Origin of the sequence: Pseudokineococcus basanitobsidens, assembly GCF_037482545.1 — a bacterium.
Taxonomy (GTDB): domain Bacteria; phylum Actinomycetota; class Actinomycetes; order Actinomycetales; family Quadrisphaeraceae; genus Pseudokineococcus; species Pseudokineococcus basanitobsidens.
In genome coordinates this window covers 89,195-114,086 of sequence record NZ_JBBIAA010000001.1, presented here as the reverse complement: position 1 = coordinate 114,086, position 24,892 = coordinate 89,195, and the positions used below count along the sequence as shown (strand labels likewise).

The following is a 24,892-nucleotide window of genomic DNA, read 5'->3' as shown; positions in this document are numbered from 1 at the left end:
GTCGTGCCGCCGCTCGGGCGGGCCGCCCACGCCGTCCCGGGTGGTGGCGGTGGGGCTCAGCGGCCGACGACGACGTCGCCGAGCGCCCGGGGGTAGGTGGTCAGCGGGACCGCGCCGTCGGCCGTCACGAGCATCGTGTCGCTGATGCGGTAGCCCGCGTGGCCGGGCACGTACACGCCCGGCTCGTTGGAGACGACGAAGCCCTCCTCCAGGACGGTGGGGTCCCCGTCCTCCAGCCACGGCGGCTCGTGCATGCCGACGCCGATCCCGTGGCCCTGGCGGTGCAGCAGGTGCCGGCCCAGCCCCGCGTCACGGATGACGGCCAGGCACGCGGCGTTGACGTCGCAGCACCGGGCGCCGGGGCGCAGCGCGGCCGCGCCGGCGCCCTGGGCGCGCCGCACCGCCTCGTAGAGCCGGCGCTGCCGGTCGTCGGGCTCCCCGAGGACGAAGGTGCGCTCGCCCTCGACGTACCGCCCGCCGACGCAGGCGCCGAGCGAGAGCAGGAAGGTCTCGCCCCGCCGCAGCCGCCGCCCGGAGGGCCGCGCGTGCGGGTGCGCGCTGCCGGGCCCGGAGTACACGAGACCGCCGGCGAGGAAGCCGGCCTCCACGACGTCGTCGTGCTCCGCGCGCATGGTGGCGCTGCCGACCGCGGTCACGTGCTCCGCCAGCTCGGCCTCGCTGGGGAGCTCGCCGCCCGCCTCGACGGCCTCCTCCACGAGCCGGCGGCCCGCCGCGAGCATGAGGTCGGTGATGCGCGCCGCCTCGGCGTGCAGCGCCACCTCCTCCGGCACCTTCCGGTACCGGGACCGCCGCACCTCCTGGGTGCTCGACAGCGTGACGCCGGGCAGGGCCGCCCGCAGCGCCTGCGAGAGCGCCACCAGCCGCTCCGACGACGTCGACGGGGCGTGCCCGACGGGGGCGCCGCGCCCCGTGGCGCGCCGGGCGCCGACGTCCGCGGACAGCACCTCGGCCAGCGCGGAGAACGGGGGCACGACGCCGGGGAACTCGGGGTAGGTGACGACCTCGGCGAGCGCCGCCTGGCTCAGCGCGTGGTCGCGCTCGAGCAGCGGGACGAGGAGCACGCAGCGCCCGTCGGCGCCCAGCCACACCGCGACCGGGCGCTCGCCCGGGTGGTGGAAGAAGCCCGTGAGGTAGGCCACGTCGTCCGGGTCGTCGGTGACCACCCCGGCGAGCCCGGCGTCCGCCACCCGCTGCGCGGCGCGGGCCTGCAGGCGCCGCAGCACCTGCGGACCCAGGCGCTGGCCGAAGCGGGCCCCTGCGGCCACGGCGCTCACCGGCGGGCTCCTGACCGCGGGTCGCGGGCGTCGTTGAAGGCGATGGACGCGAGCGTCGCGGCCAGCACCAGCGCGAGGATCGCCAGCGACGGGAAGAGCGTCAGCCACCACGCGCTCGACATGGCGCCCGCCTGCTGCGCCTCGAAGAGGATCCGGCCCCACGACCACGTCGAGGGGTCGCCGAGCCCGAGGAAGGCCAGCCCGGCCGCGGACAGCACCGCCCGCGAGGCGGTGAGCACGACCGAGACGACGACGACGGGGGTCACGGCCGGCAGCAGGTGCCGCGTGATGATCCACGTCGCCGACGGCGTGAGGAGCCGCGCGGCGTCCATGTAGGGCAGCTGGACGACGGTCAGCGCCAGCGAGCGCACGACCCGCGTGACCTCCGGCCACGAGAAGGCGGCGATGACGAGGACGATCGTCGTCGTGCTCGGCCCGACGAGGGCCGCGACGAGGATCATCAGCGGCAGCACCGGCAGCGACAGGACGAGGTCGACGACGAGGCCGACGACGGCGTCCGCGCGCCGCCACCACGCGCCGACGACGGCGACGAGGGTCCCGAGGACGATCGCGAGCACCGACGCGCCCGCCGCGACGAGCAGGCTGGAGCGCGTGCCCCAGACGACCTCGCCGAAGACGTCCCGCCCGAGGCTGTCCGTGCCGAACCAGGCCTGCCCCGAGGGCGCGGCGAGGACGGAGGGACCCGTCCCGGCCGGGTAGGGCGCCAGCGCGGGCGCCAGCACGGCGACGACGACGAGCAGGGCGAGGACGCCGAGCGAGAGCACCCCGAGCGGCTGCCGCCGGAAGGCCCGCCAGGTGTCCCGGGCCGAGCTCGCGCGGTCCTCGACCTGCTCGACGGCCTCGACGTCCCCGGCTCCCCCGGAGTCGGAGGGGTCGGGCCCCGCCGGCGGACGACCCGGGGCGACGCCCGGCGCCGGCCGGCTCGTGGGCGCGGCCATCAGGTCCGCACCCGCGGGTCGAGCAGCCCGTACACGAGGTCCGTGAGCAGGTTCGCGACGACGACGGTGACGGCCAGGAGCACGAAGGCGCCCTGCAGCACCGGGAAGTCGAGCTGCGTCACCGCCTCGTAGATCCCGCGGCCGACGCCCGGGTAGGCGTAGACGGTCTCGGTGAGCACGGCGCCTCCGACGAGGAAGCCCAGCTGGAGCCCGACGAGCGTCGTCGTCGGGAGCAGGGCGTTGCGGAGCGCGTGCTTCCACAGCACGCGCCGGTACGGGATGCCGCCCGCGCGGGCGAGGGCGCAGTAGTCCTCGCCGAGCGCCTCGATGAGCGTCGAGCGCAGCGTGATGATGTAGGCGCCCAGCTGCACCAGGGCCAGCGACAGCGCCGGGAGCACGAGGTGGCGTACCACGCTGAGGTACCACCGGCCCCCGTAGACGTCGCGGTCGTACGCACCGCCGATGGGGAACCAGCCGAGCTGCAGCCCGAGGACGTAGAGCAGCAGCACCCCCACGCTCGGGACGAACAGCGACTGCCCCGTGACGCCGAGCCCCTGGACGAGGCGGTCGAGCCCGCTGCCGGCCCGCGCCGCCGCCAGGACCCCGAGGGGGATGCCCACCCCGACGGTGACGACGAGCGCGGTGCCGGTGAGCAGGAGGGTCCAGGGCAGCCGCTCCAGGAGCACCGAGGAGACGGGCTGCCCCTGGGTGAAGGACGTGCCCAGGTCGCCCTGGACGAGGGCCAGGAGGTACCGGCCGTACTGGACGAGCAGCGGGTCGGACAGGCCGTACCGCTCCAGGACGGCCGCCCGCGTCTCGTCCGTCATGGTCGGGCTGGCCACGGCGAGCGCCGGGTCGCCCGGGAGCAGGCGCAGCAGGAGGAAGGTCGCCGTGACGGCGAACCACACGGTCACGACGCCCCGGCCGAGCCGGCGGAGGGCGAAGGCGGCGAGAGCGGGCACCGGGGCCTCCTCAGCCGCCGGTCGTCGCGTTCGCCAGCGACACGGGGTTGACGACCGACAGCAGCTCGCTCGGCTGGACCTCGAAGCCCGACCACTCGTCGCTGTGCGCGAGGTAGAGGTTCTGGGTGTACAGGATGTTGTCGTACACCTGGTCCTTCACGATGCCGGCGGCCTCGCGCATGATCGGCACCTGGTCGGCCACGTCGAGCTGGCGCCCCGCCTCGTCGATGAGCCCGTTGAGCTGCGGGTCGTCGACGTAGGTGTAGTTGATGACCCCGCCCGGCTGGTAGGAGAGCCGGAAGTTCGTCACCGGGTCGTCCATGATCGCGAAGTTGCCGAGGTAGACCTCGTAGTCACCCGCGTCCGTCGCCGCCAGGTAGGCGTTGCGCTCGCGGCCGTCGAGCTCCAGGGTGATGCCGGCCTCGGCGGCCTGCTCGGCCATCAGCTGCGCCGACTGCGCCATCACCGGGTCGGTGAGGTTGTAGAGCAGCGAGAAGGTCGTGTCCTGCACGCCGGCGTCGGCGAGCAGCTGCCGCGCCTGCTCGGGGTCGTACGCGTACTCCTCCTGGCCGTCCTCGGCGAACTGCGAGAGCACGGGGATCAGGGGGTTGCTGCCGGCGGAGACGGCCTGCCCCTGGAGGACGACCTCGCGGATCGTGTCGTAGTCGACGGCGGCCGCCAGCGCCCGGCGCACCTGGACGTCGGCGAGCCGCTCCTCCTGCATGTTGTAGACGAGGTGGGCGTAGCCGAGCCCGGGCACCTCGGTGACCTCGATCCCGTCGGTCCCCTGCAGCCGCTCTACCTGCGAGGGCGGCAGCGCGTTGGCGACGAGGTCGACCTCGCCGCTCTGCAGCGCCAGCAGCTCGGTGTTGACGTCGGGGTAGACGCGGAAGACGACCTCGGACGCGTTCGGCGTCCCGTCGTCGGCGAGGGGGTAGTCCTCGACCCGTTCCATCGTGTAGCTCTGGCCGCGCTGGACCTCGCTGAGCGCGTAGGGACCCGCGCTGACCCAGGCGCCGTCGGCCTGCGGCGCGTCGTTCGCGAAGTCGGCGAGGCTGCCCTCCGGCTCGAAGACGTGCCGCGGCACGACGACGGCCCAGAACCCGACCTCGGGGACGACGACGGCGTCCGGCTCCGACAGGTGCAGCTCCACGCGCGTGTCGCTCGTCGCCTCCACCGACTCGACGGCCCCCATCTGCCCCAGCAGCGTGCCGGCGGGCTGGTCGTCGAGCACGCTCTGCAGCGTCCACGCCACGTCGTCGGCCGTCAGCGGCTCGCCGTCGCTCCACGACATGTCGTCGCGGATCTCGAAGTAGCCGGTGAGGTCGTCGGCGTACCCCCAGTCGGTGGCGAGGGCCGCCTCCTTCTCGCCCTGGTCGTTGATGTGCAGCAGCCGCGGGTACATGAGGTCGGTGACCCAGGAGTCCGTGCGGCTGTTGCCCACGAGCGGGTTGTAGTTGACGACGTCGGTCGTCGTCGCGACGACGAGCGAGCCGTCGCCGCCACCCGAGGCGTCGCCGCCGCCCTCCGGGCCCTCGCCCGGCGCGCTGGGCGCGCAGGCGGCGAGAGCCAGTGCGGCGGAGGCGGCCAGGGCCGTCGCCGCGGTCCGGCGCGGGGCGCCCATCAGAACCACACCTGCTCGAGGACACGCAGGGTGTTGCCGCCGACGACCTTGCGGATCTCGTCGTCGGAGTAGCCGTGCTGCACGAGCCAGCCGATGATGTTGCCGAAGGCCTCCGTCGGGTTCTCGACACCGTCGACGTACTCGACCTTCTCGTAGTCCACGTGGCCGTGCGCCTGGCTGATCGAGAGGTTCGCCGTGAAGGCGTCGTGCAGGCCGACGTGGTCGCCGTAGAGGGTGTCGGGGCCGAAGGTGACGTGGTCGATCCCGACGAGGTCGACGCAGTAGGTGAAGTGGTCCATCACCGACTCGAGGCTGTGCCGCGTGTGGTCCGGCGACAGCGTGGTGTGCGGCGCGGCCTCGATGCCGATGACGCCGCCGCGCTCGGCACAGGCGCGGATGACCTCGTCGGGCTTCATCCGGTTGGTCGGCCAGACGCTGCGGGCCCCGGCGTGCGTGATGAAGACGGGCACGCGCGAGCGCGCGATGGTGTCCAGGCAGGTCTGGTCGCCGGAGTGCGAGACGTCGATGGCGATGCCGAGCTTGTTCATCCGGTCGACGGCGCGGTCGCCGAAGTAGGTGAGCCCGCCGTCGCCGCGCTCCTTGAGACCGCTGCCGAGCGTGTTGGCCTCGGAGTAGGCGATGCCCATCTGGCGCACGCCGAAGCCGTAGAGCACGTCGAGCCGGTCGACCTCGTTCTCGATCATCGTCGAGGCCTCGAGGGCGAAGACGTGGGCGATGCGCCCCGTGGCGTGCGCCTCCTCGATGTCCGCCAGGGACTCGCCCTTGACGACGAAGTCCTGGTGGGCGAGGTCCGCCATCCGGACCCCGAGGTCGAAGAGCACGTCCTGGTACTTCCAGCCCGCGTCGCTGCTGATGCAGCAGGTGCCGTCCATGCCGTTGTCGAACACGGCCGTCAGGCCCGAGCGCGACAGGCCCTCGTAGCCGGTGGGCTCGCGGCCTGCGCGGATGTGCTCGCGCAGCTCCCCCATGTCCTCGGGGAAGACCTGGACGTGCTCGTGCAGGGAGATGACCCGCTCCGTCTCGAGCAGCCGCTGCGCCCGCTCGGCCTGCTCGGTGGAGAGGTCGAGACCGGTGTAGGCGGGGACGCGGCCGAGCTGGGCGGCGTAGCGGAACTCCCGGAAGTCGGCACCGGGCTCCAGGTAGTCGTACGCGGTGTAGCCGGTGTAGCGCTTGGCGGGCTCGAGCACGGCGGGCTCCTCGGTCGGCGGTCCCGGAGCGCTCGCCCCGGCGTGACGAGCAGTAGTCCGCCACGATCGGGCGGCTGCGTCAAGACTTGCGACAAGATCCGGCACGGCACTCGACAGGTCGTTACATCCAGGCAACACTCGACGGGCACGCCCTGGTGCAGCGGACGGCGCCGCCTCCCCCGCCGGCGCCGTCCGCCCGCCGCACCTCGCCCCAGCCCGCCGACACCCGCAGGAGCCCCTCATGGCGGTCCCCTCGACCGTGCCGCCGCCCTCCCGGGCCGCCCACGACCCGCTCCTGCGCGTGCGGGGCCTGCGCGTCGCGGCCGGCACCGGCGACGAGGCGGTCGAGCTCGTCCGCGGCGTCGACCTCGACGTCGGGCGGGGCGAGCTCGTCGCCCTGCTCGGCGAGTCCGGCTCCGGCAAGTCGGTGACGGCGCGTGCCGTCCTCGGCCTGGGCGCGCCGGGGATGCGCACGAGCGCCGACGAGATGTCCCTGGCCGGCCTCGACCTGACGGCGCTGACCGAGCGGCAGCTGCGCCCGCTGCGTGGCCGACGGATGGCCCTCGTCGTGCAGGACGCGCTGTCGGCGCTCAACCCCGTCCTGTCCGTCGGCGACCAGGTCGGCGAGCTCGTGCGCGTCCACACCGGCGCCTCGCGCCGGGCGGCCCGCGCCCGCGCCGTGGAGCTGCTCGCCATGGTCGGCATCCCGGGCGCCGCCCAGCGCGTGCGCGACTACCCGCACCAGTTCTCCGGCGGCATGCGCCAGCGGATCCTCATCGCCATGGCCGTCGCCCTGGAGCCCGAGCTGCTCGTCGCCGACGAGCCGACGACGGCGCTGGACGTCACCGTCCAGGCGCAGGTGCTCGAGCTCCTCGACGGCCTCCGGCGCGACCTCGGGATGGGGGTGCTGCTCATCACGCACGACCTCGGCGTCGTCAGCGAGGTCGCCGACCGCGTGGCCGTCATGTACGCCGGCCGCGTCGTCGAGGCCGGCTCGGCCGACGACGTGCTGGTGCGGCCCGCGCACCCCTACACGCGGGCCCTGCTGGCCTCGGTGCCCCAGGCCGCGACGACCGCGGGCGCGCTGGCGACGATCCCGGGGTCCCCGCCCGTCCCGGCGCAGACGCCCCCGGGCTGCGCGTTCTCCCCGCGCTGCACGTGGGCGCTGCCCGCGTGCTCGGCGGAGGTCCCGGCGCCGCGCCGGCACGACGGCGCCGCCGGGCCGCGCACCAGCGCCTGCATCCGCTCCCAGGAGGTCCTCGATGAGCACCGCTGAGACCGGCACCACCGGGACCGGCACCACCGGGACCGGCACCCCGGCGTCCCGGGGCGACGTCGGGGGCGAGGTCGTCCTCGACGCCCGGGGCCTCGCGCGCCGCTACCCGGCCGGCCGCTCCGGCCTGCGCCGGCGCACCGTCTCCGCCGTCGACGGGGTGGACCTGCGGCTGCGCGCCGGCGAGGTGCTCGGCGTCGTCGGCGAGTCCGGCTGCGGCAAGTCGACGCTCGCCCGGATGCTCGTCGGGCTCGAGCGTCCCGACGCCGGCACCCTGTCCTACCGCGGCACCGACGTGACGCGGATGGGCCGCGCCGAGCACGGCGTCATGCGCCGGGGCGTGCAGATGGTGTTCCAGGACCCCTACGCCTCGCTGGACCCGCGGATGACGGTCGAGCAGGTCGTCACCGAGCCGCTGGCGGCGGCCCGGACCGGGTCGCGCGCGACCCGCCGGCAGCGCGCCGGCGAGCTGCTCGAGCTCGTCGGCCTGTCGGCGGGGATGCTCGGGCGCTACCCGCACCAGTTCTCCGGCGGGCAGCGGCAGCGCATCGGCATCGCCCGCGGGCTCGCCCTCGAGCCCTCGGTGCTCGTCTGCGACGAGCCGGTCTCCGCGCTGGACGTCTCGGTGCAGGCCCAGGTGGTCAACCTCCTGGGGCGTCTGCGCGACGAGCTCGGTCTCGCCGTCGTCTTCATCGCCCACGACCTGTCGGTCGTGCGCCACGTCGCCGACAGGGTCGCCGTCATGTACCTCGGGCGGCTCGCCGAGGTGGGGGACGCCGAGCCCGTCTTCGAGCGCCCGGCGCACCCCTACACGCGGGCCCTGCTGTCCGCCTCCCCGTCGGTGGACCGCACGCAGCGCGGCCGGCTCGGCCGCCGGGAGGTCCTGCGCGGCGAGCCTCCCTCTCCCGCCGACCCGCCGAGCGGCTGCCGCTTCCGCACCCGCTGCCCTCTCGCCGTCGAGGAGTGCTCCACCGACGTGCCGCTCCTGCGCCGGGCCAGGGGCGACGCCGACGAGCGGCTCGCTGCCTGCCACCGCGCCGAGGTGCTCCTGGGCGGCTGATCGACCCGTCGAGCGGTGCGCCCGGACCGGCGGGCCGCGTGCCCGGGACGGACCGGCATGGGTGATGCTTCGCCCGTGGCGGAGACCTACCTGCCCATCGAGGAGCACGGCGTGATCGGCGACCTGCGCACGGTCGCCCTCGTCGGCGTCGACGGGACCATCGACTGGTACTGCCCGAGCCGCTTCGACGCGCCGTCGTTGTTCGCGTCGCTGCTGGACGCCGGGCGCGGGGGGTCCTTCCGCCTGTCGGCGCGCACGAGCCTGCGGCCCAAGCAGCTGTACCTGCCGGACACGAACATCCTGCTGACGCGCTACCTCACGCGGGACTCGGTCGGCGAGGTCGTCGACTTCATGGTCCCCGAGACGAGCGACGTCGCCGCGGCGCGCGACCTGCTCGTGCGGCAGGCGTCGTCGGTGCGCGGCCGGACCGGCTTCGAGCTGGTCTGCCGGCCGGCGTTCGACTACGGACGGGTCCCCCACGAGGTGCGCGTCGTCGAGGGCGTGGGCGCGGTCATCACCTCCTCGGCGGGCGAGTGCGTCCTCCGCACGACGGTGCCCCTGCGGGTGACCGCGGACGGGCGCGGGGTCGAGTCCCTCTTCGACGTCGACGAGGGCGAGCAGGTCGACGTCGTCCTCGAGTGGTGGGGCGTCGAGCGCGCGCTCCTCAACGGCGAGGTGGACGACCTCTTCGCACGGACGAGCGACTTCTGGCAGCAGTGGGTCGCCGGGTCGCGCTACCGGGGCCGCTGGCGCGAGATGGTGCAGCGCTCCGCGCTGACGCTGAAGCTCCTCGTCTACCACCCCACCGGTGCGCTCGTCGCCGCGCCGACGACCTCGCTGCCCGAGCAGCTGGGCGGTGGGCGCAACTGGGACTACCGGTACGCGTGGCTGCGCGACGCCGCGTTCACCGTCTACGGGCTCATGCGCCTGGGCTTCCTCGACGAGGCCGCCGCCTTCATGGACTGGATCCAGAAGCGGTGCGAGGAGGCCTCCGTCGACCGCGACGTCATGATCATGTACGGGGTCGACGGCAGCGCCGACCTGCCCGAGACGGTGCTCGAGCACTTCGAGGGCTACAAGGGCTCCCGCCCCGTCCGCGTCGGGACCTCCGCGGTCGGGCAGCGCCAGATCGACGTGTACGGCGAGGTGATGGACTCCGTCTACCTCTACAACCGCCAGGTGCCGATCAGCTACGACCTGTGGACGACGCTCGGCAAGCGGCTGGACTGGCTGGCCGACCACTGGCAGGAGCCCGACGAGGGCGTGTGGGAGGTCCGCGGGCCGCAGCAGCGCTTCACCTACTCGGCGCTCATGACGTGGGTCGCCTACGACCGCGCCCTGCGCGTGGCGCGCGACCGTGGCCTGCCGGCCCCGACGGAGCGCTGGCGCAAGATCGCCAACAAGGCGCACCGCTTCGTGCAGGAGGAGTGCTGGGACGCCGAGCTCGGGGCGTACGCCATGCACCCGGGCAGCCGGCTGCTCGACGCGTCCCTGCTCGTCATGCCGCTCGTGAAGTTCGCGGGCCCGACCGACCCGCGCTTCCTGTCGACGCTGGACAAGATCGGCGACGAGCTCGTCGCGGACTCGCTCGTCTCGCGCTACGCCATCACCGGCCACGACGGCATCGCCGACGAGGAGGGCACCTTCAACCTCTGCTCGTTCTGGTACGTCGAGGCCCTCACCCGCGCCGGGCGGCTCAAGGAGGCGCGGATCGTCTTCGAGAAGATGCTCACCTACTCCAACCACCTCGGGCTCTACGCCGAGGAGATCGGCCCCTCCGGCGAGGCGCTCGGCAACTTCCCGCAGGCCTTCACCCACCTCGCGCTCATCTCGGCGGCGGTCAACCTCGACGCGGCGCTGGACCGGAGCAGCGGGCGCTGACCCCCGCGCGGGGCGTCGGCGGCCCCTCCCACAGGCCTCACGACGGCCCCGGGAGCCCGCCGTCGTCCGCGCCGAGCCACCGCTCGCGCACCGGGGGGACGCCGCTGCGCCCGTCAGGACCGAGCCGCACGGCGAGGACCTGGTCGACGTCGATCCGGGCGGTCTCGAAGGCGACGGCCGAGCCCGTCATGTAGAGCCGCCACACGCGGGCTCGGCGCTCGCCGACGAGCGCTACCGCCTCGTCCCATCGGTCGGCCAGCCGGGCGACCCAGGCGCGCAGCGTCCGGGCGTAGTGCTCGCGCAGCGACTGCACGTCCCGCACCTCGAAGCCGGCGTCCTCCAGCACGGAGACCATGTGCCCGACCCGGACGAGCTCGCCGTCGGGGAAGACGTAGGCGTCGATGAAGCTGCGCCCCCGGCCGGCCGCCGTCGGGCCCTGGTGGGTGCTGATGGCGTGGTTGAGCAGCCGACCGCCGGGAGCCAGCAGCGAGAACAGGTTCGCGGCGTAGCCGGGCAGCCGCTCGCGCCCGACGTGCTCGGCCATCCCGATGCTGCTCACGGCGTCGTACGGGCCGTCGTCGACGTCGCGGTAGTCCTGCACCCGGATCTCGACGAGGTGCTCCAGCCCCTCCTGCGCGACGCGACGACGGGCGAGGTCGGCCTGCTCCCGCGAGATCGTCACGCCGACGGCCCGGACGCCGTGCTCGCGCGCCGCGTGCAGCACCATCGAGCCCCAGCCGCAGCCGACGTCGAGCAGGCGCATCCCCGGCCGCAGGCCGAGCTTGCGGGCCACGAGCTCGTGCTTGGAGCGCTGGGCCTCCGCGAGACCGTCGCCGGGATCAGTCGACACGCCCCCCTCCCCCGGACCAGCCGCGGACCAGCCCTCGACCCAGTACGCGCAGGAGTACGTCATCGCCTCGCCCAGGAGCAGGCGGTAGAAGTCGTTGCCGACGTCGTAGTGGTGGCTGATGGCCGCGGCGTCGGTGCGACGCGAGTGCCGGCGCCCGCCCGTGCCGGCCTCCTCGGGTGGCGGGGACGGCGGCAGGCCCACGACGCCGAGGCGCAGCGCCTCCTCGAGAAGGCGCTGCCGGCCGACGCGCCGCGCGCCGCCGCCGTCCTGGGCCGCGAGGAACCGTCGGAGCGCGGCCTCGAGGTCGCCGTCGACGTCGATCTCGCCCGCGACGTACGCCCGGGCGAGACCGAGCTCGCCCGGCGCCCACAGGAGCCGGCGCAGCGCGCGACGGTCCCGGACGGCGAGCGTCGGCGCCCCGTCCGGTCCGGCCTCGGAGCCGTCGGGCATGCGCACCCGCAGCGGCAGGCTGACACCCAGGGCCCCCTCGACCAGCGACTGCACGCGACCGGCGCTGCTGCGCGACCTCGAGGGCACGGCTTCCTCCTCCGTGGACGGCGACTCCCGCGCGGCAGGCTAGGGACGCTGGTCGTCGACGACCAGACCCGCGGACCGACGGGTCCGACCCGGCCGCCGTCCACCGTCCGCCGTCCCGCGGCGTCGATACGTTGCGTGCTCGAGACGCCGACGACCGACGGAGGCCCGGGTGACCCTGCTCCTCAACGACCCCCACCGCTTCGGCGACGAGGCCGTCGACGGCCTCGTCGCGGCGCACCCCGGGCACCTGCGGCGCTGCCGCGGCGGCGTCGTCCGCGCCGCTCCCGGAGCCCCCGGCTCCGTGGCCGTCGTCGTGGGGGGCGGGAGCGGGCACTACCCGGCCTTCGCGGGGTGGGTCGGCGAGGGGTTCGCGGCCGGCGCCGCGTGCGGAGGGGTGTTCGCCTCGCCCTCCGCGTCGCAGGTCCGCGCCGTCGCGCTGGCCGCGCACACCGGCGGCGGCGTCCTGCTCGGCTACGGGCGCTACGCGGGCGACGTCCTCCACTTCGGCCTCGCCGCCGAGATGCTGCGCAGCGAGGGCGTGGACGTGCGCGAGGTCGCCGTCGGCGACGACGTCGCCTCCGCCCCGCCGCAGGAGGCGCACCGACGGCGCGGCATCGCCGGCGACCTCGTGGTCCTCAAGGTCGCCGGGGCCGCCGCCGCGGCGGGCCTGCCGCTGGACGACGTCGAGGCGCTCGCGCGCCGGGCGGACGCGCGCACGCGGACCCTCGGCGTCGCCCTCTCCGGCTGCACGCTGCCGGGCGCACCGGCGCCGCTGTTCGAGGTGCCGAGGGGTCGCATGGGCATCGGGCTGGGCATCCACGGCGAGCCCGGGCTCGAGGAGCGGGACCTCGTCACCGCGGACGGGGTCGCGGACCTGCTCGTCGACGGCGTGCTCGCCGAGGAGCCGTCGCGCGGGGTCGGGCCTGCCGGGTACCGCGGGCGGGTCGCCGTCGTGCTCAACGGCCTCGGCGGCGCGGCCCGCGAGGAGCTGCTCGTGCTGTACCGGCGGGTCGACGAGCGCCTGCGCGGGAGCGGGCTGACGACGGTCCGCCCCGAGGTCGGCGAGCACGTGACGAGCCTGGACATGGTCGGCGCCTCGCTGACCGTCTCCTTCCTCGACGACGAGCTCGAGGAGCACTGGCGCGCGGCCTGCGACGCGCCGGCGTATCGGCGCCCCGCGGAGCCGGCCGACCGGGAGGCGTTGCCGCCCGTGCCGGACGAGGAGGAGGACCGCGTGCTCCCACCCGCCGCGGACGGGTCACGGGCGGCGGCCGGGCGCGTCTTCGAGGGGGTCGCGGCGGCCCGTGACGTCGTCCTCGCCGCGGCGGACCGCCTCGGCGAGGTCGACGCCGTCGCCGGGGACGGCGACCACGGCATCGGCATGTCCCGGGGCCTGCGCGCCGCGGCGGACGCCGCCGCGGAGGCCGCAGGAGCGGGCGCAGGGGCCGGCACGACGCTGGTGCGCTCCGGGGAGGCCTGGGCCGAGGGCGCGGGCGGCACCTCCGGGGCGCTGTGGGGCGCGGCCCTGACCGCGGCGGGGTCCGCGCTGGGCGACGACGCGGCCCCCGGCAGCACCGAGGTCGTGCGCGCCGTGCGCGCCGGCGTCGACGCCGTGCTTCGCCTGGGGGGCGCCCGCCCGGGGGACAAGACGATGGTCGACGCGCTCGTGCCGTTCGTGGAGACGCTCGAGGCGGGTGCGGGCGGGGGCGACGGCACCGACGACGCGCTCGACCGGTGGCGCTCCGCCGCCCGGGCCGCCGCGGACGCCGCGGCCGCCACCGCCGGGACCTCGGCCTCGCTGGGACGGGCGCGCACCCACGGCGACCGCAGCGTCGGCACCCCGGACGCCGGAGCGCTGTCCTTCGGCCTCGTCGTCCGGGCGGTCACCGGTGACCTCGCCCCCGCGGCCGCGGCCGCGGCCGCCGGGGCACCGTCGTGACGCCTGCGGACGCCGCGGGAGCCGCCCGGGCCCGACCGGTCCCGCTCCCCCCGCGGGGGACGCCGTGGGTCGGGACGAGCTGGAAGATGACGAAGACCCGGGCGCAGGGGCTCGCGTGGGCCCGGGGCCTGACCGACGGGCTCGCGGCACGGGGCCGCGGCCCCGGCGACGTGGCCGGACCTGCTGCGCCGCAGGTGTTCTGCGTGCCCCCGGCGACGGCGCTGGCCGAGGTGTCGGCGCTGCTGGCCGGGCGGGCGCCGCACGTGCTCGTCGGGGCGCAGGACGCGCACTGGGAGGACGCCGGGGCGTGGACCGGCGAGCTGTCCGTGCCCCAGGTGGCCGACGCGGGCGCCCGGCTCGTCGAGGTCGGGCACTCCGAGCGGCGGGAGCACTTCGGCGACACCGACGCGCGCGTGGCGCTCAAGGTCCGCGCCGTCCTGCGCCACGGTCTCGTGCCGCTGCTGTGCGTCGGGGAGCCCGCCGCCGTGCGCTCGGGTGGCGGCCACGTCGAGCACGTGCTCGACCAGGTGCGGCGCTGCGTGGGCACGCTGCCCGACGAGGAGGCGGCGCGGGTCGTCGTCGCCTACGAGCCGGTGTGGGCCATCGGCTCCTCCGGTCGTCCCGCGCGGCCGGCGGAGGTGGCCGAGGTGGTCGAGCCGCTCGTCGCCGACGCCGGAGGCCGGGTCGCCGCCGTCCTCTTCGGCGGGTCCGTCGACGCCGCCGGGGCGCCGGACCTGCTCTCCGTCCCCGGGGTCGACGGGCTCTTCGTCGGCCGCGCCGCCTGGGACGTCACCGGCTTCCTCGGGCTGCTCGACCTGGTCGGCGCCGCCGGGGACGCACCGCCGGGGTAGGACGCTCGCCCGGGCGGGGCCGCGGCGCGAGACCGATCGCACGGCACCGCCTCGTCGGGACGGCAGGGAGCGGTGGCCGGGTCGTCGGCGGCGCGACGACGGCGGTACACCTCACCGGCGCCCCGTACGGGGCGTCCGGGTGCCGCCTCGGGGGAGACTGGCGGCGGACGACGGGGGGACGGCGACGGCGGCCGGAAGACCGTCGACGCAGGCAGGGCACGTACGGGAACGAGACCTGGAGGCACCGTGGCCAGAGCACAGGCAGGACGATCGAGCGACCCGGCCGGCTGGCCGATCGCCGCGGCGATGCTCCAGTTCCCGGGCACGCTGCCCGACGGAACCACCGTGCAGGAGCAGCCCGCCGAGGGCTGGGCCCGCTCCCTCGAGGAGGTGGCCGACGCCGGCTTCGACTGCGTCGACCCGACCGACACCTGGCTGCGGGTGGCGGACCTCTCCCCCGACCGGCAGCAGGAGCTGCGCGACGTCCTCGCCGACGTCGGCCTGCGGGTGCCGGCGCTGTCGACGTCGCGTCGCAGCCCGGTCGACCCCGACCACGGCGAGGAGAACATGGCCTACCTCCACCGCGCCGTCGACGCGGCCGCCGGTCTCGGCGCGGAGGTCGTCTGCATCGGCTTCTTCCGTGCTCTGCTGCCCGAGCAGCAGGCGGCGCAGTGGTTCTGGACGGCGCAGGGCCCGCTCGACCCCGCCCCCGACGAGGACCCTGACACCTACCGGCTCGCCGTAGATCGGGTGCGCGAGCTCGGTCGGCACGCCGCCGAGAACGGCCTGCAGCTGTCGCTGGAGATGTACGAGGACACCTACCTCGGCACGGCCGACGGCGCCGTCCGCATGGTGACCGACGTGGACCTGCCCGAGGTGGGCCTCAACCCCGACCTCGGCAACCTCCAGCGGCTGCACCGGCCGGTGGAGCGCTGGACCGAGATGGCGGCCAAGGTCCTTCCGCACACCAACTTCTGGCACACGAAGAACTACCTGCGGACCGAGGACGCGACGACCGGTGCCATCAGCACGGCCCCGTCCCCGCTGGAGACCGGCGTCATGAGCTACCGGGAGATGCTGGCCACCGCCGTCGAGCACGGCTTCCGCGGGCCCATGACGTGCGAGCACTACGGCGGGGACGGGCTGTCCGTCAGCGCCCGCAACCGCGACTACCTGCGGGGGCTGCTGGGCACCCGACGGGTCCGGCGACTGCTCGCCGACGGGTGACGCGGCCGGACCGGCACGCCCCTCAGGCCGGCGCCGCCCCGAGCTCGGACTCCTCCGTGGCGGCCTCTGCCTCCGCCTCGGCGACGAGCGCCCGCACCCGCTCGGGGTCGAGCCGCACGGCGAGGGCGACCACGTACACGAGCACGGAGAGCACGACGACGACGGGGATCGCCGTGGCGAAGTGCAGGACGCCGAGGCCGCCGTCGTAGTCCCCCAGCAGCGAGATGACCGTCAGCCCGCCCAGCCAGGGCAGGAGCCAGCTCGCACCGGCGCGCCAGTCCAGCGGCGGGGCCTCCCGGCGGACGAGCTGGAGGACGACCAGCAGGGCGAGCCCGAGGAGGACGGCGACCATGAGCTTCCACACCGTCGACCAGCCCGACCAGTAGACGACGAGGTTCGAGCTGACGAAGGCGAGCACGGGGATGACGTGCCCTCCGGGGACCCGGAAGGTGCGCTCACGCCCGGGCAGCTGGCGACGCATCGCGGCCAGCACCAGCGGCCCGGAGCCGAAGGACAGGACGGTCGCCGAGGTGATGAACCCGACGAGCTGCTGCCAGCTCGGGAAGGGCAGGAAGATGACGAGCCCGACGACGAAGGTCACCACGAGGCTCACGACGGGCACGCCCCGGCTGCTGGTGCGCGCCAGCGCGTGCGGCGCGTTGCCGTTGCGCCCGAGCGCGTAGGAGATGCGCGCCGTGACGGTCGTGTAGATCAGCCCGGTGTCGGCCGGGGAGACGATCGCGTCGGCGTAGAGCAGGACGGCGAGCCAGGCGAGGCCGAGCAGGGAGGCGACGGCGGCCAGCGGGCCGAAGTCGTCGGCGAAGGTCAGGCCCGACCAGCCGCCCGAGCGCGTCAGGATGCCCGGGTCCAGCGCCCCGATGAAGGCCACCTGCAGCAGCACGTAGATGACGCCCGTGACGAGCACCGACCCGATGACGGCGATCGGCACGTTGCGCCGCGGGTTGTCCGTCTCCCCCGCCAGCTCGATGCCCTGCCGGAAGCCGAGGTAGGAGAAGACGATGCCGGAGGTCGCGATCGCGGTGAAGACCCCGTGCCACCCCTGCGGCCGGAAGCCGGCGCTCGTGAAGTTCGAGGCGTGGAAGGCCGTCACGAGGAAGGCGACGACGACGAGCGTGATGATCCCGAGCTTCCACCACACGAGGACGTTGTTGACCCGGGCGAACCACCGGACGCCGACGTAGTTGAGCGCCACGAAGGCGGCCATGGCGACGACGGCGGTGCCGTAGCCGAGACCGGTGAGCGTGTGGACGATCTCGCCGTCCACGGTGTGCTGGCGCGTGAAGGGCGCGTACTGCGTCGCGTACTGCAGGGCGCCCTCGACCTCGATCGGCGCGACGGTCGCGGCCGCGAGCCAGGTGATCCAGCCCGTCGTGTAGCTCGCGAAGGACCCGAAGGACAGGTGCGGGAAGCGCACGATGCCGCCGGACAGCGGGAACATCGTGCCGAGCTCGGCGAAGACGAGGGCGATCAGCAGGATCATCACCGCGCCGAGGAACCAGGAGATGATCGCGGCCGGCCCGGCCTCCCGGGAGGCGTTGAGCGCTCCGAAGAGCCAGCCCGACCCGATGATCGAGCCGACGCTCGCGAAGAGCAGGCCGATCGTGCCGATCTGGCGGCGCAACGGCGGGGCCCCGCCGCCCTCGCCCTGCGGCTGTGACGGACGCTTCTCGACGGCGGTCATGGCCACCCCCTGCCCGGACGCGCCACGGCGGCGCGTGCTGCACGGCAGGTGTACGCCTGGTCGTTGCTCGTGGGAACGGCCTGCGCTGAGAATCGACGGCGAGTCGTCTGGGTCCACGCCGTGAGCTCCGTCGCCCGCGCCCGCGGGCAGGATGGGGCGAGCACGACGAACCGCCCCCACGTCATCGGAGACCTCATGGGACACCGCCGTCTCGTCGCCGCGCTCGCGGCCGCCACCGCCACCGCCCTGCTCGCGGGACCGGCCACCGCGGCGGCACCACCCGTCGGCCGCGACCTCGGGGCACCGGTCGCCCGCGTCTGGACGACGACGCCGGACCGCGCCCAGCTGCTCGAGGAGGGCGAACCGGTCGCCTTCGCGCCGGGCGGCAGCGACGAGCTGACGATCACGGTGGACCCCAGCCGCACCTACCAGGAGGTCGACGGCTTCGGCGGCTCGATCACCCACTCCTCGGCGTCCTTGCTGGCCGGGCTCCCGGACGCCGGGCGCGAGGCGGCGATGCGGCGGCTCTTCGACCCGGACGAGGGCGTCGGGCTGTCCGTGCTGCGCCAGCCGATGGGCTCCTCGGACTTCGTCGACGGCCCGCACTTCACCTACGACGACGTCCCAGCCGGCGAGAGCGACTACGCCCTCGAGCACTTCAGCATCGAGCGCGACCGCGCCGCGGTCCTGCCGCTGCTGCGCGAGGCCCTCGCGCTGCAGCCGGACATGACGGTGGTCGCGACGCCGTGGAGCCCGCCGGCGTGGATGAAGACGTCCGGCTCGCTCGTCGGGGGGCAGCTGCGCGACGACCAGCGCGTCTACGACACCTACGCGCAGTACTTCGTGCGCTTCGTCGAGGCGTACGCCGCCGAGGGCGTCGACGTCGACTACGTCACCGTCCAGAACGAGCCGCAGAACCGTCGTCCCGACGCCTACCCGGGCGCCGACGTGCCCGTCGCCGACGAGGCGCGCCTCGTCGAGGCCGTCGGCCGTGCCTTCGCGGGCGCCGGCCTCGGCACGAAGATCCTTGGCTACGACCACAACTGGGCCACCCACCCCGACGACGTCGCGACGACGCCGGAGGGCGAGGACCCCGAGACCGACTACCCGTACGAGCTGCTCGCCTCCGACGCCGCCCCGTGGCTGGCCGGCACCGCCTTCCACTGCTACTACGGCGACCCGGGCGCGCAGACCGCGCTGCACGACGCCTTCCCCGACGAGGGCATCTGGTTCACCGAGTGCTCCGGCTCGCACGGGGCAGACGACACCCCGGCGCAGTACTTCCGCGGCACGCTGACCTGGCACGCCCGCACCATCACGGTCGGGGTGATGCGGAGCTGGGCCCGGTCGGCCGTGACCTGGAACGTCGCGCTCGACCCGCAGGGGGACCCGCACGACGGCGGCTGCAGCACGTGCACCGGCATGCTCACGGTCGACGGCGACGAGGTCACGACGAACGCGGAGTACTACACGATCGGCCACCTGGCGAAGTTCGTCCGGCCCGGGGCGGTGCGCGTCGCCAGCACGTCCTTCGGCACCACGGGCTGGAACGGCGAGGTCACCGACGTCGCCTTCCGCAACCCCGACGGCTCCACGGCGCTCGTCGTGCACAACGAGAGCGACGAGCCGCGGACCGTCGCGGTCGCCGTCGCCGGGCGCTCCTTCGAGCACACGCTGCCCGGCGGTGCTCTCGCCACCTTCACCTGGCCGGGCCCGGCCGGCCGCGGGCTCGCCGACCGCAGCACCCTGCTGCCGCTGGGCGACGCGACCGCGACGGCCGGCGGGCAGGACGCCCCCGCGGTCGTCGACGACGACGCCACGACCCGGTGGAGCAGCGGCGCGGCGCAGACCCCGGGCCAGCAGCTCGTCGTCGACCTCGGGCAGCGCACGCTGCTGTCGCGCGTCGTCGCCGACACCGGCACCTCGCGCGGCGACTTCCCCCGCGGCTGGCGGCTCGAGACCAGCCGGGACGGGCGCCGCTGGCACGAGGCCGCGCGCGGCACCGGCACCGGCCAGCTGACGGAGATGGACGCCGGCCCCACCGCGGCCCGCTACCTGCGGATCACCCAGACCGGCTCGGCCGGCAGCTGGTGGAGCGTGGCGGACCTGCGCGTGTACCGCTGACGACGCCGGGTGGTCGCCCCCGCGGGGCGACCACCCGCCGCAGCGGCTTCACATCGGGGCCCGAGGCACCTACGGTGCCGATCAGTGTCAAAGCGGACACCCCGTCGAGCCCCGGAGAAGCATGCGCCGCCTGCCCGCCGCCCTCGCCACCGCGCTCGTGGCCGCCCTCCTGCCCGCGGGCGCGACGGCCTCCGCCTCCGTCGCCGACCCGACCCCGTGGTCCGGGACCCCGGAGGTCTTCGAGCAGGGACGGCTGCCCGTCACGGCCCGGACCGTGCCCCTGACGAGCGCCGCGTCGGCGCTGCGCGAGCCGGACCTGCGCGCCGCGGAGTCCCGCTCCCGGTGGCTGCGCAGCCTCGACGGCACGTGGGACTTCGCCTGGTCGCCGAGCGAGGCGGAGGCGCCCGACGGCTTCGAGCAGCCGGGGTACGACGACCGGGGCTGGGACCAGGTGCAGGTGCCGCACAACTGGCAGCTCGACGGCTACGGCGAGCCGGGCACCGGCGACATCGTCTACCTCAACCAGGAGCACCCCTGGCAGGGCTACGGGCGGATCAGCCCGCCGGCCACGCCCACGGAGGGCGCCTCGGTCGCCTCCTACCGCCGCGACGTCGTCCTGCCGGGCCGCTGGACGGGTCGACGGTCCGTCCTCGCCTTCCAGGGCGTGAAGTCCGCCTTCACCGTCTGGGTGAACGGCGAGCGCGTCGGCTACAGCGAGGACTCCTACGCCCCCGCGGAGTTCGACGTCACCGACGCGCTGCACCGCGGCCGCAACACGATCGCCGTCCGGGTGCACCGCTGGTCCGACGGCTCGTGGCTGGAGAACCAGGACCAGATCGACCTGTCCGGCATCTTCCGCAGCGTCGAGCTGTACTCGACCCCGGCCGTGCACCTCCAGGACCAGACGGTGCGGACCGACCTCGACGACGAGCTCGACGACGCCGTGCTGCGGGTCTCCGCCGAGGTCGGCGCCCCCGGCACCCCGGACACGCCGGCCCCGGCGAGCACCCGGCTGCGCTCGACCCTCTACGACGCCGGCGACCGCGCCGTGGGCACGCAGGAGACCGACGTCGACCTCACCGACGGCTCGGGCACGGCGGACGTGGCGATGCCCGTCGACGACCCGGCGCTGTGGACCGCGGAGACGCCCACCCTCTACACGCTCGTGCACGAGCTGCTGGACGCCCGCGGGCGCGTCGTCGAGACGACCGCCTCGCGGGTCGGCTTCCGCGAGTTCGGCCTGGTGGACGGCCTGATGACGCTCAACGGGCAGAAGCTCGACGTCAAGGGCGTCAACCGCGGTGAGATGGACCCCGACACCGGGCAGGCGTTGACGGTGGAGCAGACGCGCCGGGACCTGCTGCTCATGCGGCAGCACGGCATCACCGCGGTGCGCACGTCGCACTACCCGGCGAGCCCGGCGCTGTACGACCTCGCCGACGAGATCGGCATGTACGTCATGGACGAGGCGGACCTGGAGAGCCACGACCAGCGGCCGTTCCCGGGCGACTCCCCCGACTGGTACGACGCCGTCCTCGACCGGGTCCGCAGCGTCTACGAGCGGGACAAGAACCACGCCAGCGTCCTCTGGTGGTCCATGGGCAACGAGGTGGGCTCCGGACCGGTCTTCCGCGACGCGGCGGCCTGGCTGAAGGAGCAGGACCCGGGCCGGCTGGTGCACTTCCAGCAGGACAACTCCCTGGCGGACGTCGACGGCTACTTCTACCCGCCCCTGTCCCAGCTGCAGCAGCGCATCGACCGCGGCGGCGACAAGCCGTGGATCATGAGCGAGTACGAGCACTCGATGGGCAACAGCACGGGCAACATCGCCGAGTACTGGGAGCTCGTCGACTCCGACCCCGAGCTCCAGGGCGGCTTCATCTGGGACTGGGCCGACCAGGCCGTCCGGCTGCCGGTCGACGGCGGCGTCGACGCCCTGCCGGTCGCCCCGGGGACGCCGGAGGACGAGACGTTCTTCTCCTACGGCGGCGACTGGGGCGACTACGCCACCGACGGCTGGTTCGAGGTCAACGGCCTCGTGCTGCCCGACCGCACGGTGCAGCCCGAGCTGCTCGACGTCGCCGACGTCTACGCACCGGTCGAGGTCGTCGAGGAGGACCTGGACGCCGCCGAGGGGCCCCGGGTGCGGGTCCGCAACGAGCACGTCGCCACCGACCTGTCGCAGCTGAAAGCCACGTGGACGCTGCGGGCCGACGACGAGGTCGTCGGCACCGGTGACCTCGACGTGTCGCTGCCGCCGGGGCAGGAGGGCTGGGTCGACCTCCCCGTCGAGCCGCCGGCCGACCCGGCCCCGGGCGCCGAGTACTGGCTGACGCTCGCCTTCTCCCTCCCCGAGGCGCGGCCGTGGGCGCCGGCGGGTCACGTCGAGGCCTCGCACCAGATGGCGATGCCGTGGGGAGCGCCGGCGATGCCCGACCTGCTCGCGGCCGACCGTCCCGCCCTCGACGTCGAGGACGGGGCCGTGCAGGTCGAGGTGCGTGGCGACGGCTTCTCCGTGGCCGTCGACAAGGCCACCGGGACGATGACCTCCTTCACCCGGGACGGACGCGAGCTGCTGGAGCAGGGGCCGGTGCCGAACTTCTGGCGGGCCCCGACCCAGAACGACGTCGAGCGCGGCTTCGTCGACCGCACCGCGCCCTGGCGGGACGCGGGCGCCGACCGCGAGGTCACGTCGGTGGACGTGCGGGACGCCGGGGACGGCGCCGTCCAGGTGCAGGTCGAGGGCGTGCTGCCGACCCCGAGCCGCCCGCAGTTCCGCCTCGGCTACCTCGTGCTCGGCAGCGGCGACGTCGTCGTCCGCAGCACCTCCGCGGCCGAGCCCGCGCTGTCGGAGGTCCCGGCCGTCGGCACCGAGCTGACGCTGCCGCCCGAGCTGGACCAGCTGGAGTGGTACGGCCGCGGGGCGCACGAGACCTGGGTCGACCGCCACGACGGCGCCCGGATGGGCCGGTGGGGCGGCGACGTCGCGGACCAGCTCTTCCCGCAGGTGGTGCCGCAGGCCACGGGCAACCACACGGGCGTGCGGTGGGCCAGCCTCACGGACTCCGGCGGGGCCGGGCTCATGGTCGCGGGCGAGGACCTGCAGGTGGCGGCGCTGCACGAGAGCGAGGCGGCGGTCGAGGTCGCCGCGCACCCCTTCGAGGTCGAGGCCGACGACGTCGTGCACCTCACCGTCGACGGCGCGCAGCAGGGGCTGGGCAACAGCTGGACGGACCCGGCGCTGCCGCAGTACTCGGTGAGCGCGGACGAGCCGCACTCGGTCTCGTACGTGCTGCGCCCGGTCGGTCCCGGGGACGACCGCACGGCGCTGGCGAAGCGGTCGGTGGACCTGGACCTCCTCGCCGACCTGCGCGTGGACGGCGAGACCGTCCCCGGCTTCCACCCGGACGTCACCGCGTACACGCTGACGTCCTCCTCCGCGGTGGGCACCGGTGCCCCCGTGGTGGAGGCCGTGCCCGCGGCCCCCGGCGTCGAGGTCACCGTCGAGCAGGCCGAGGGCCGCCCGGGCGTCGCCGTGGTGACCGCCCGCAGCGTCGACGGGCTGCTGCGGAGCACGTACGAGATCCGCTTCGAGGTCGTCGACGAGCTGCCGCTGAGCGACGTCCCCTGGGAGTCGGCGGTCGTGGGCTACGGCACGCCCGGTCGCGACGTGACGATCGAGGGCCTGCCGATCCAGCTGCTCACCGACGAGGGCGTCACGACGTTCGAGAAGGGCCTGGGCGTCCACGCCGACGCCCGGGTCGAGTACGACCTCGCGCCGTGGGACTTCGACACCTTCACGGCGGTGGTCGGCGTCGAGCAGCACGCCGCCCGCGACGGCCGGCGCTTCGTCTTCGCGGTGGAGCTGGACGGCGAGGAGGTCTGGACGTCACCGGTGATGACGAGGAGCACCCCCGCCGTGCCGGTGGAGGTCGACCTGGGCGACGCCACCGACCTGGCGCTCGTCATGCGGACGGCCGGCGACGGCAACGGCCACGGGCACGGCGCCTGGGGGGACCCGACGCTGTCGGACGGCTGACCGCGACCTCCTCGCCGACCGGCCGCGGCCGCGGACCGGCGGAGGACACGCGCGGGCGGGCGGCACGACCGTCCGACGTCACCCGCTCAGGTGAACGGCTCCCCCTGCCGATGCCCTCGCCATGACCGCCCCCGCCGAGCTCTCCGGACCGCCGCGCCGAGCCGGCGCCGGGGAGCGGGGACCGGGCTCCGGGGCGTGCACCTTCGTCCCCCTCCTCGTGGCCGAGCCGTCGCCGCCACTCGGCTGGCCCGCACCCGACGCCGTCGTGCTGCCCCGCACCGTCCTCGCCGCCGTCACCGCGGCCCCCGGCGACCCGGCGGGCCCGCTGGGTCCGCCCGCCGCCGGCGCCGACGACGTGCCCACGCCCCGGCGCCCCGTCGAGGACGTGCCGCCCCCGCCGCGCGTCCCCGCGCAGCCGTCGTCGGACGGCCAGGCGCCGCCGAGGGGAGGGCGCGAGCAGCGGCGCGACCCCGAGCTGCGCCGCGCGTTCGGGGCGCTGCTGCGCGACCTCACGGGCTCGGAGGTGCTGACGCAGCAGGCCGTCGGGCTGCTGCGGGCGGTCGTCGACCGCTCGTCGCAGCGCGAGGACGCCGCGCCCGACGAGGACGCCGTCGCGGCGGCGGCGCTGCTGGACGACCTCGGGCACGAGCTCGCGGCGGCGCAGGCCCGCCTGGCCGAGGCCGAGCGGGCGCACACGGAGGAGCAGCTCGAGCGCGCGCTCGCCGAGGCCGCGCGCGGCGAGGCGGAGCGGCGGCTGCGCGACCTCCAGCGGCGGGTGCGGCGCAGCGGGGTCGACGTCGACGTGTGGTCGACCGCGCCGTCCGACCGCCCGGAGGACCGGGCCGAGGACGTGCCGGCGTCGATGGCCGAGCTGCTCGCCCGCCTGCGGCTGCCGCAGCTGGAGCGCGTCGTCTTCACCGGCGACGCCGGGCCCGCGCTGGAGCTCGACGCCGTCGTCCACACCGGCCTGCACCTGCAGCGCACCTGGGAGGGCCTGCTCGCGCTGCGCGACTACGCCGCCGCGAAGGCCGACGGTCGGTGGGACGCCGACGTCCACGGCTACCTGGAGCGCACGCCCGAGGGGATGTGCACCTTCCCGGCGAGCCGGCACGCCCGCGGCGAGAGCACCACCGTGCAGAACGACCCCCGGCTGCGGGCCCCGAGGCTGCTCCCGGTGCCGGACGCGGTGGACCCCTCCGGCCGCGCCTTCATGGGCGCGCACCTGCGGCTGCTCACCTACGGGCAGACGAGCCCCCGCCTGCACTACCTCGACGACACCCGTCGGACGGGGTGCGTCTACGTCGGCTACGTCGGCCGGCACCTGCCGAACACGCAGACCAGCTGAGCCCGCGGCTCCCGCG

16 protein-coding genes are annotated in these 24,892 nt (G+C 75.2%); 9 read left to right on the top strand and 7 right to left on the bottom strand.

From position 1 onward, the window contains the following. Positions 1–56 precede the first annotated feature (56 nt). From WDZ17_RS00415 to WDZ17_RS00395, 5 genes are read right to left on the bottom strand one after another with little or no spacing between them, the layout of a single operon-like run. Entirely contained in the window at positions 57–1,295 is a 1,239-nt protein-coding gene (locus tag WDZ17_RS00415; protein ID WP_339573147.1) for a M24 family metallopeptidase, read from the bottom strand. Then, the gene (locus tag WDZ17_RS00410; RefSeq protein WP_339573146.1) at positions 1,292–2,254 is read right to left on the bottom strand and encodes an ABC transporter permease; all 963 of its coding nucleotides are present in this window, start codon (positions 2,252–2,254) and stop codon (positions 1,292–1,294) included. Before WDZ17_RS00410 ends, WDZ17_RS00415 begins: the two co-directional genes overlap by 4 nt. Next, a complete protein-coding gene (locus WDZ17_RS00405; RefSeq protein WP_339573145.1) occupies positions 2,254–3,216 on the bottom strand; it encodes an ABC transporter permease in 963 nt (320 codons plus the stop codon). Before WDZ17_RS00405 ends, WDZ17_RS00410 begins: the two co-directional genes overlap by 1 nt. Before the next feature lie 10 nt (positions 3,217–3,226). After that, on the bottom strand, positions 3,227–4,840 hold the full coding sequence (locus WDZ17_RS00400; RefSeq protein ID WP_339573144.1) for an ABC transporter substrate-binding protein: 1,614 nt from the start codon (positions 4,838–4,840) through the stop codon (positions 3,227–3,229). Further along, positions 4,840–6,048: a dipeptidase gene (locus tag WDZ17_RS00395; protein ID WP_339573143.1), complete on the bottom strand. Its 1,209-nt coding sequence runs from the start codon at positions 6,046–6,048 to the stop codon at positions 4,840–4,842. Before WDZ17_RS00395 ends, WDZ17_RS00400 begins: the two co-directional genes overlap by 1 nt. Positions 6,049–6,289: 241 nt before the next feature. Between WDZ17_RS00395 and WDZ17_RS00390 the strand changes: the two genes are divergently transcribed. From WDZ17_RS00390 to WDZ17_RS00380, 3 genes are read left to right on the top strand one after another with little or no spacing between them, the layout of a single operon-like run. Beyond that, on the top strand, positions 6,290–7,324 hold the full coding sequence (locus tag WDZ17_RS00390) for an ABC transporter ATP-binding protein (protein WP_339573142.1): 1,035 nt from the start codon (positions 6,290–6,292) through the stop codon (positions 7,322–7,324). After that, positions 7,311–8,381 carry an ABC transporter ATP-binding protein gene (locus WDZ17_RS00385; protein WP_339573141.1) on the top strand — a complete coding sequence of 357 codons (1,071 nt, stop codon included), beginning with the start codon at positions 7,311–7,313 and terminating at the stop codon, positions 8,379–8,381. The genes WDZ17_RS00390 and WDZ17_RS00385 overlap by 14 nt, the downstream gene beginning before the upstream one ends. A gap of 57 nt (positions 8,382–8,438) precedes the next feature. After that, on the top strand, positions 8,439–10,262 hold the full coding sequence (locus tag WDZ17_RS00380) for a glycoside hydrolase family 15 protein (protein WP_422631760.1): 1,824 nt from the start codon (positions 8,439–8,441) through the stop codon (positions 10,260–10,262). Between the two features lie 37 nt (positions 10,263–10,299). On the opposite strand, the gene WDZ17_RS00375 is transcribed toward WDZ17_RS00380, so the two are convergent. Beyond that, positions 10,300–11,649 (bottom strand): class I SAM-dependent methyltransferase, encoded by a 1,350-nt coding sequence (locus WDZ17_RS00375; protein ID WP_339573139.1) that lies wholly within the window; start codon positions 11,647–11,649, stop codon positions 10,300–10,302. Positions 11,650–11,818: 169 nt separating this feature from the next. Here WDZ17_RS00375 and WDZ17_RS00370 point away from each other — a divergent pair, with 169 nt between their 5' ends. From WDZ17_RS00370 to WDZ17_RS00360, 3 genes are all read left to right on the top strand, one after another. After that, positions 11,819–13,588 carry a dihydroxyacetone kinase family protein gene (locus tag WDZ17_RS00370; protein ID WP_339573138.1) on the top strand — a complete coding sequence of 590 codons (1,770 nt, stop codon included), beginning with the start codon at positions 11,819–11,821 and terminating at the stop codon, positions 13,586–13,588. After that, positions 13,585–14,439 carry a triose-phosphate isomerase gene (locus WDZ17_RS00365; RefSeq protein WP_339573137.1) on the top strand — a complete coding sequence of 285 codons (855 nt, stop codon included), beginning with the start codon at positions 13,585–13,587 and terminating at the stop codon, positions 14,437–14,439. The genes WDZ17_RS00370 and WDZ17_RS00365 overlap by 4 nt, the downstream gene beginning before the upstream one ends. Before the next feature lie 306 nt (positions 14,440–14,745). Continuing rightward, positions 14,746–15,666 carry a sugar phosphate isomerase/epimerase family protein gene (locus WDZ17_RS00360; protein ID WP_422631766.1) on the top strand — a complete coding sequence of 307 codons (921 nt, stop codon included), beginning with the start codon at positions 14,746–14,748 and terminating at the stop codon, positions 15,664–15,666. A gap of 22 nt (positions 15,667–15,688) precedes the next feature. On the opposite strand, the gene WDZ17_RS00355 is transcribed toward WDZ17_RS00360, so the two are convergent. Then, positions 15,689–17,368: an APC family permease gene (locus tag WDZ17_RS00355; protein WP_339573135.1), complete on the bottom strand. Its 1,680-nt coding sequence runs from the start codon at positions 17,366–17,368 to the stop codon at positions 15,689–15,691. Positions 17,369–17,488: 120 nt separating this feature from the next. On the opposite strand from WDZ17_RS00355, the gene WDZ17_RS00350 reads away from it, so the two are divergent. The 3 genes from WDZ17_RS00350 to WDZ17_RS00340 all read left to right on the top strand — a co-directional run bounded on the left by WDZ17_RS00350 (position 17,489) and on the right by WDZ17_RS00340 (position 24,876). Further along, positions 17,489–19,492 carry a discoidin domain-containing protein gene (locus tag WDZ17_RS00350; protein WP_339573134.1) on the top strand — a complete coding sequence of 668 codons (2,004 nt, stop codon included), beginning with the start codon at positions 17,489–17,491 and terminating at the stop codon, positions 19,490–19,492. A 121-nt stretch (positions 19,493–19,613) separates the two neighbouring features. Next, a complete protein-coding gene (locus WDZ17_RS00345) occupies positions 19,614–23,531 on the top strand; it encodes a glycoside hydrolase family 2 TIM barrel-domain containing protein (RefSeq protein WP_339573133.1) in 3,918 nt (1,305 codons plus the stop codon). 121 nt (positions 23,532–23,652) lie between these two features. Continuing rightward, entirely contained in the window at positions 23,653–24,876 is a 1,224-nt protein-coding gene (locus tag WDZ17_RS00340) for a hypothetical protein (RefSeq protein ID WP_339573132.1), read from the top strand. The last annotated feature ends 16 nt before the right edge of the window (positions 24,877–24,892 follow it).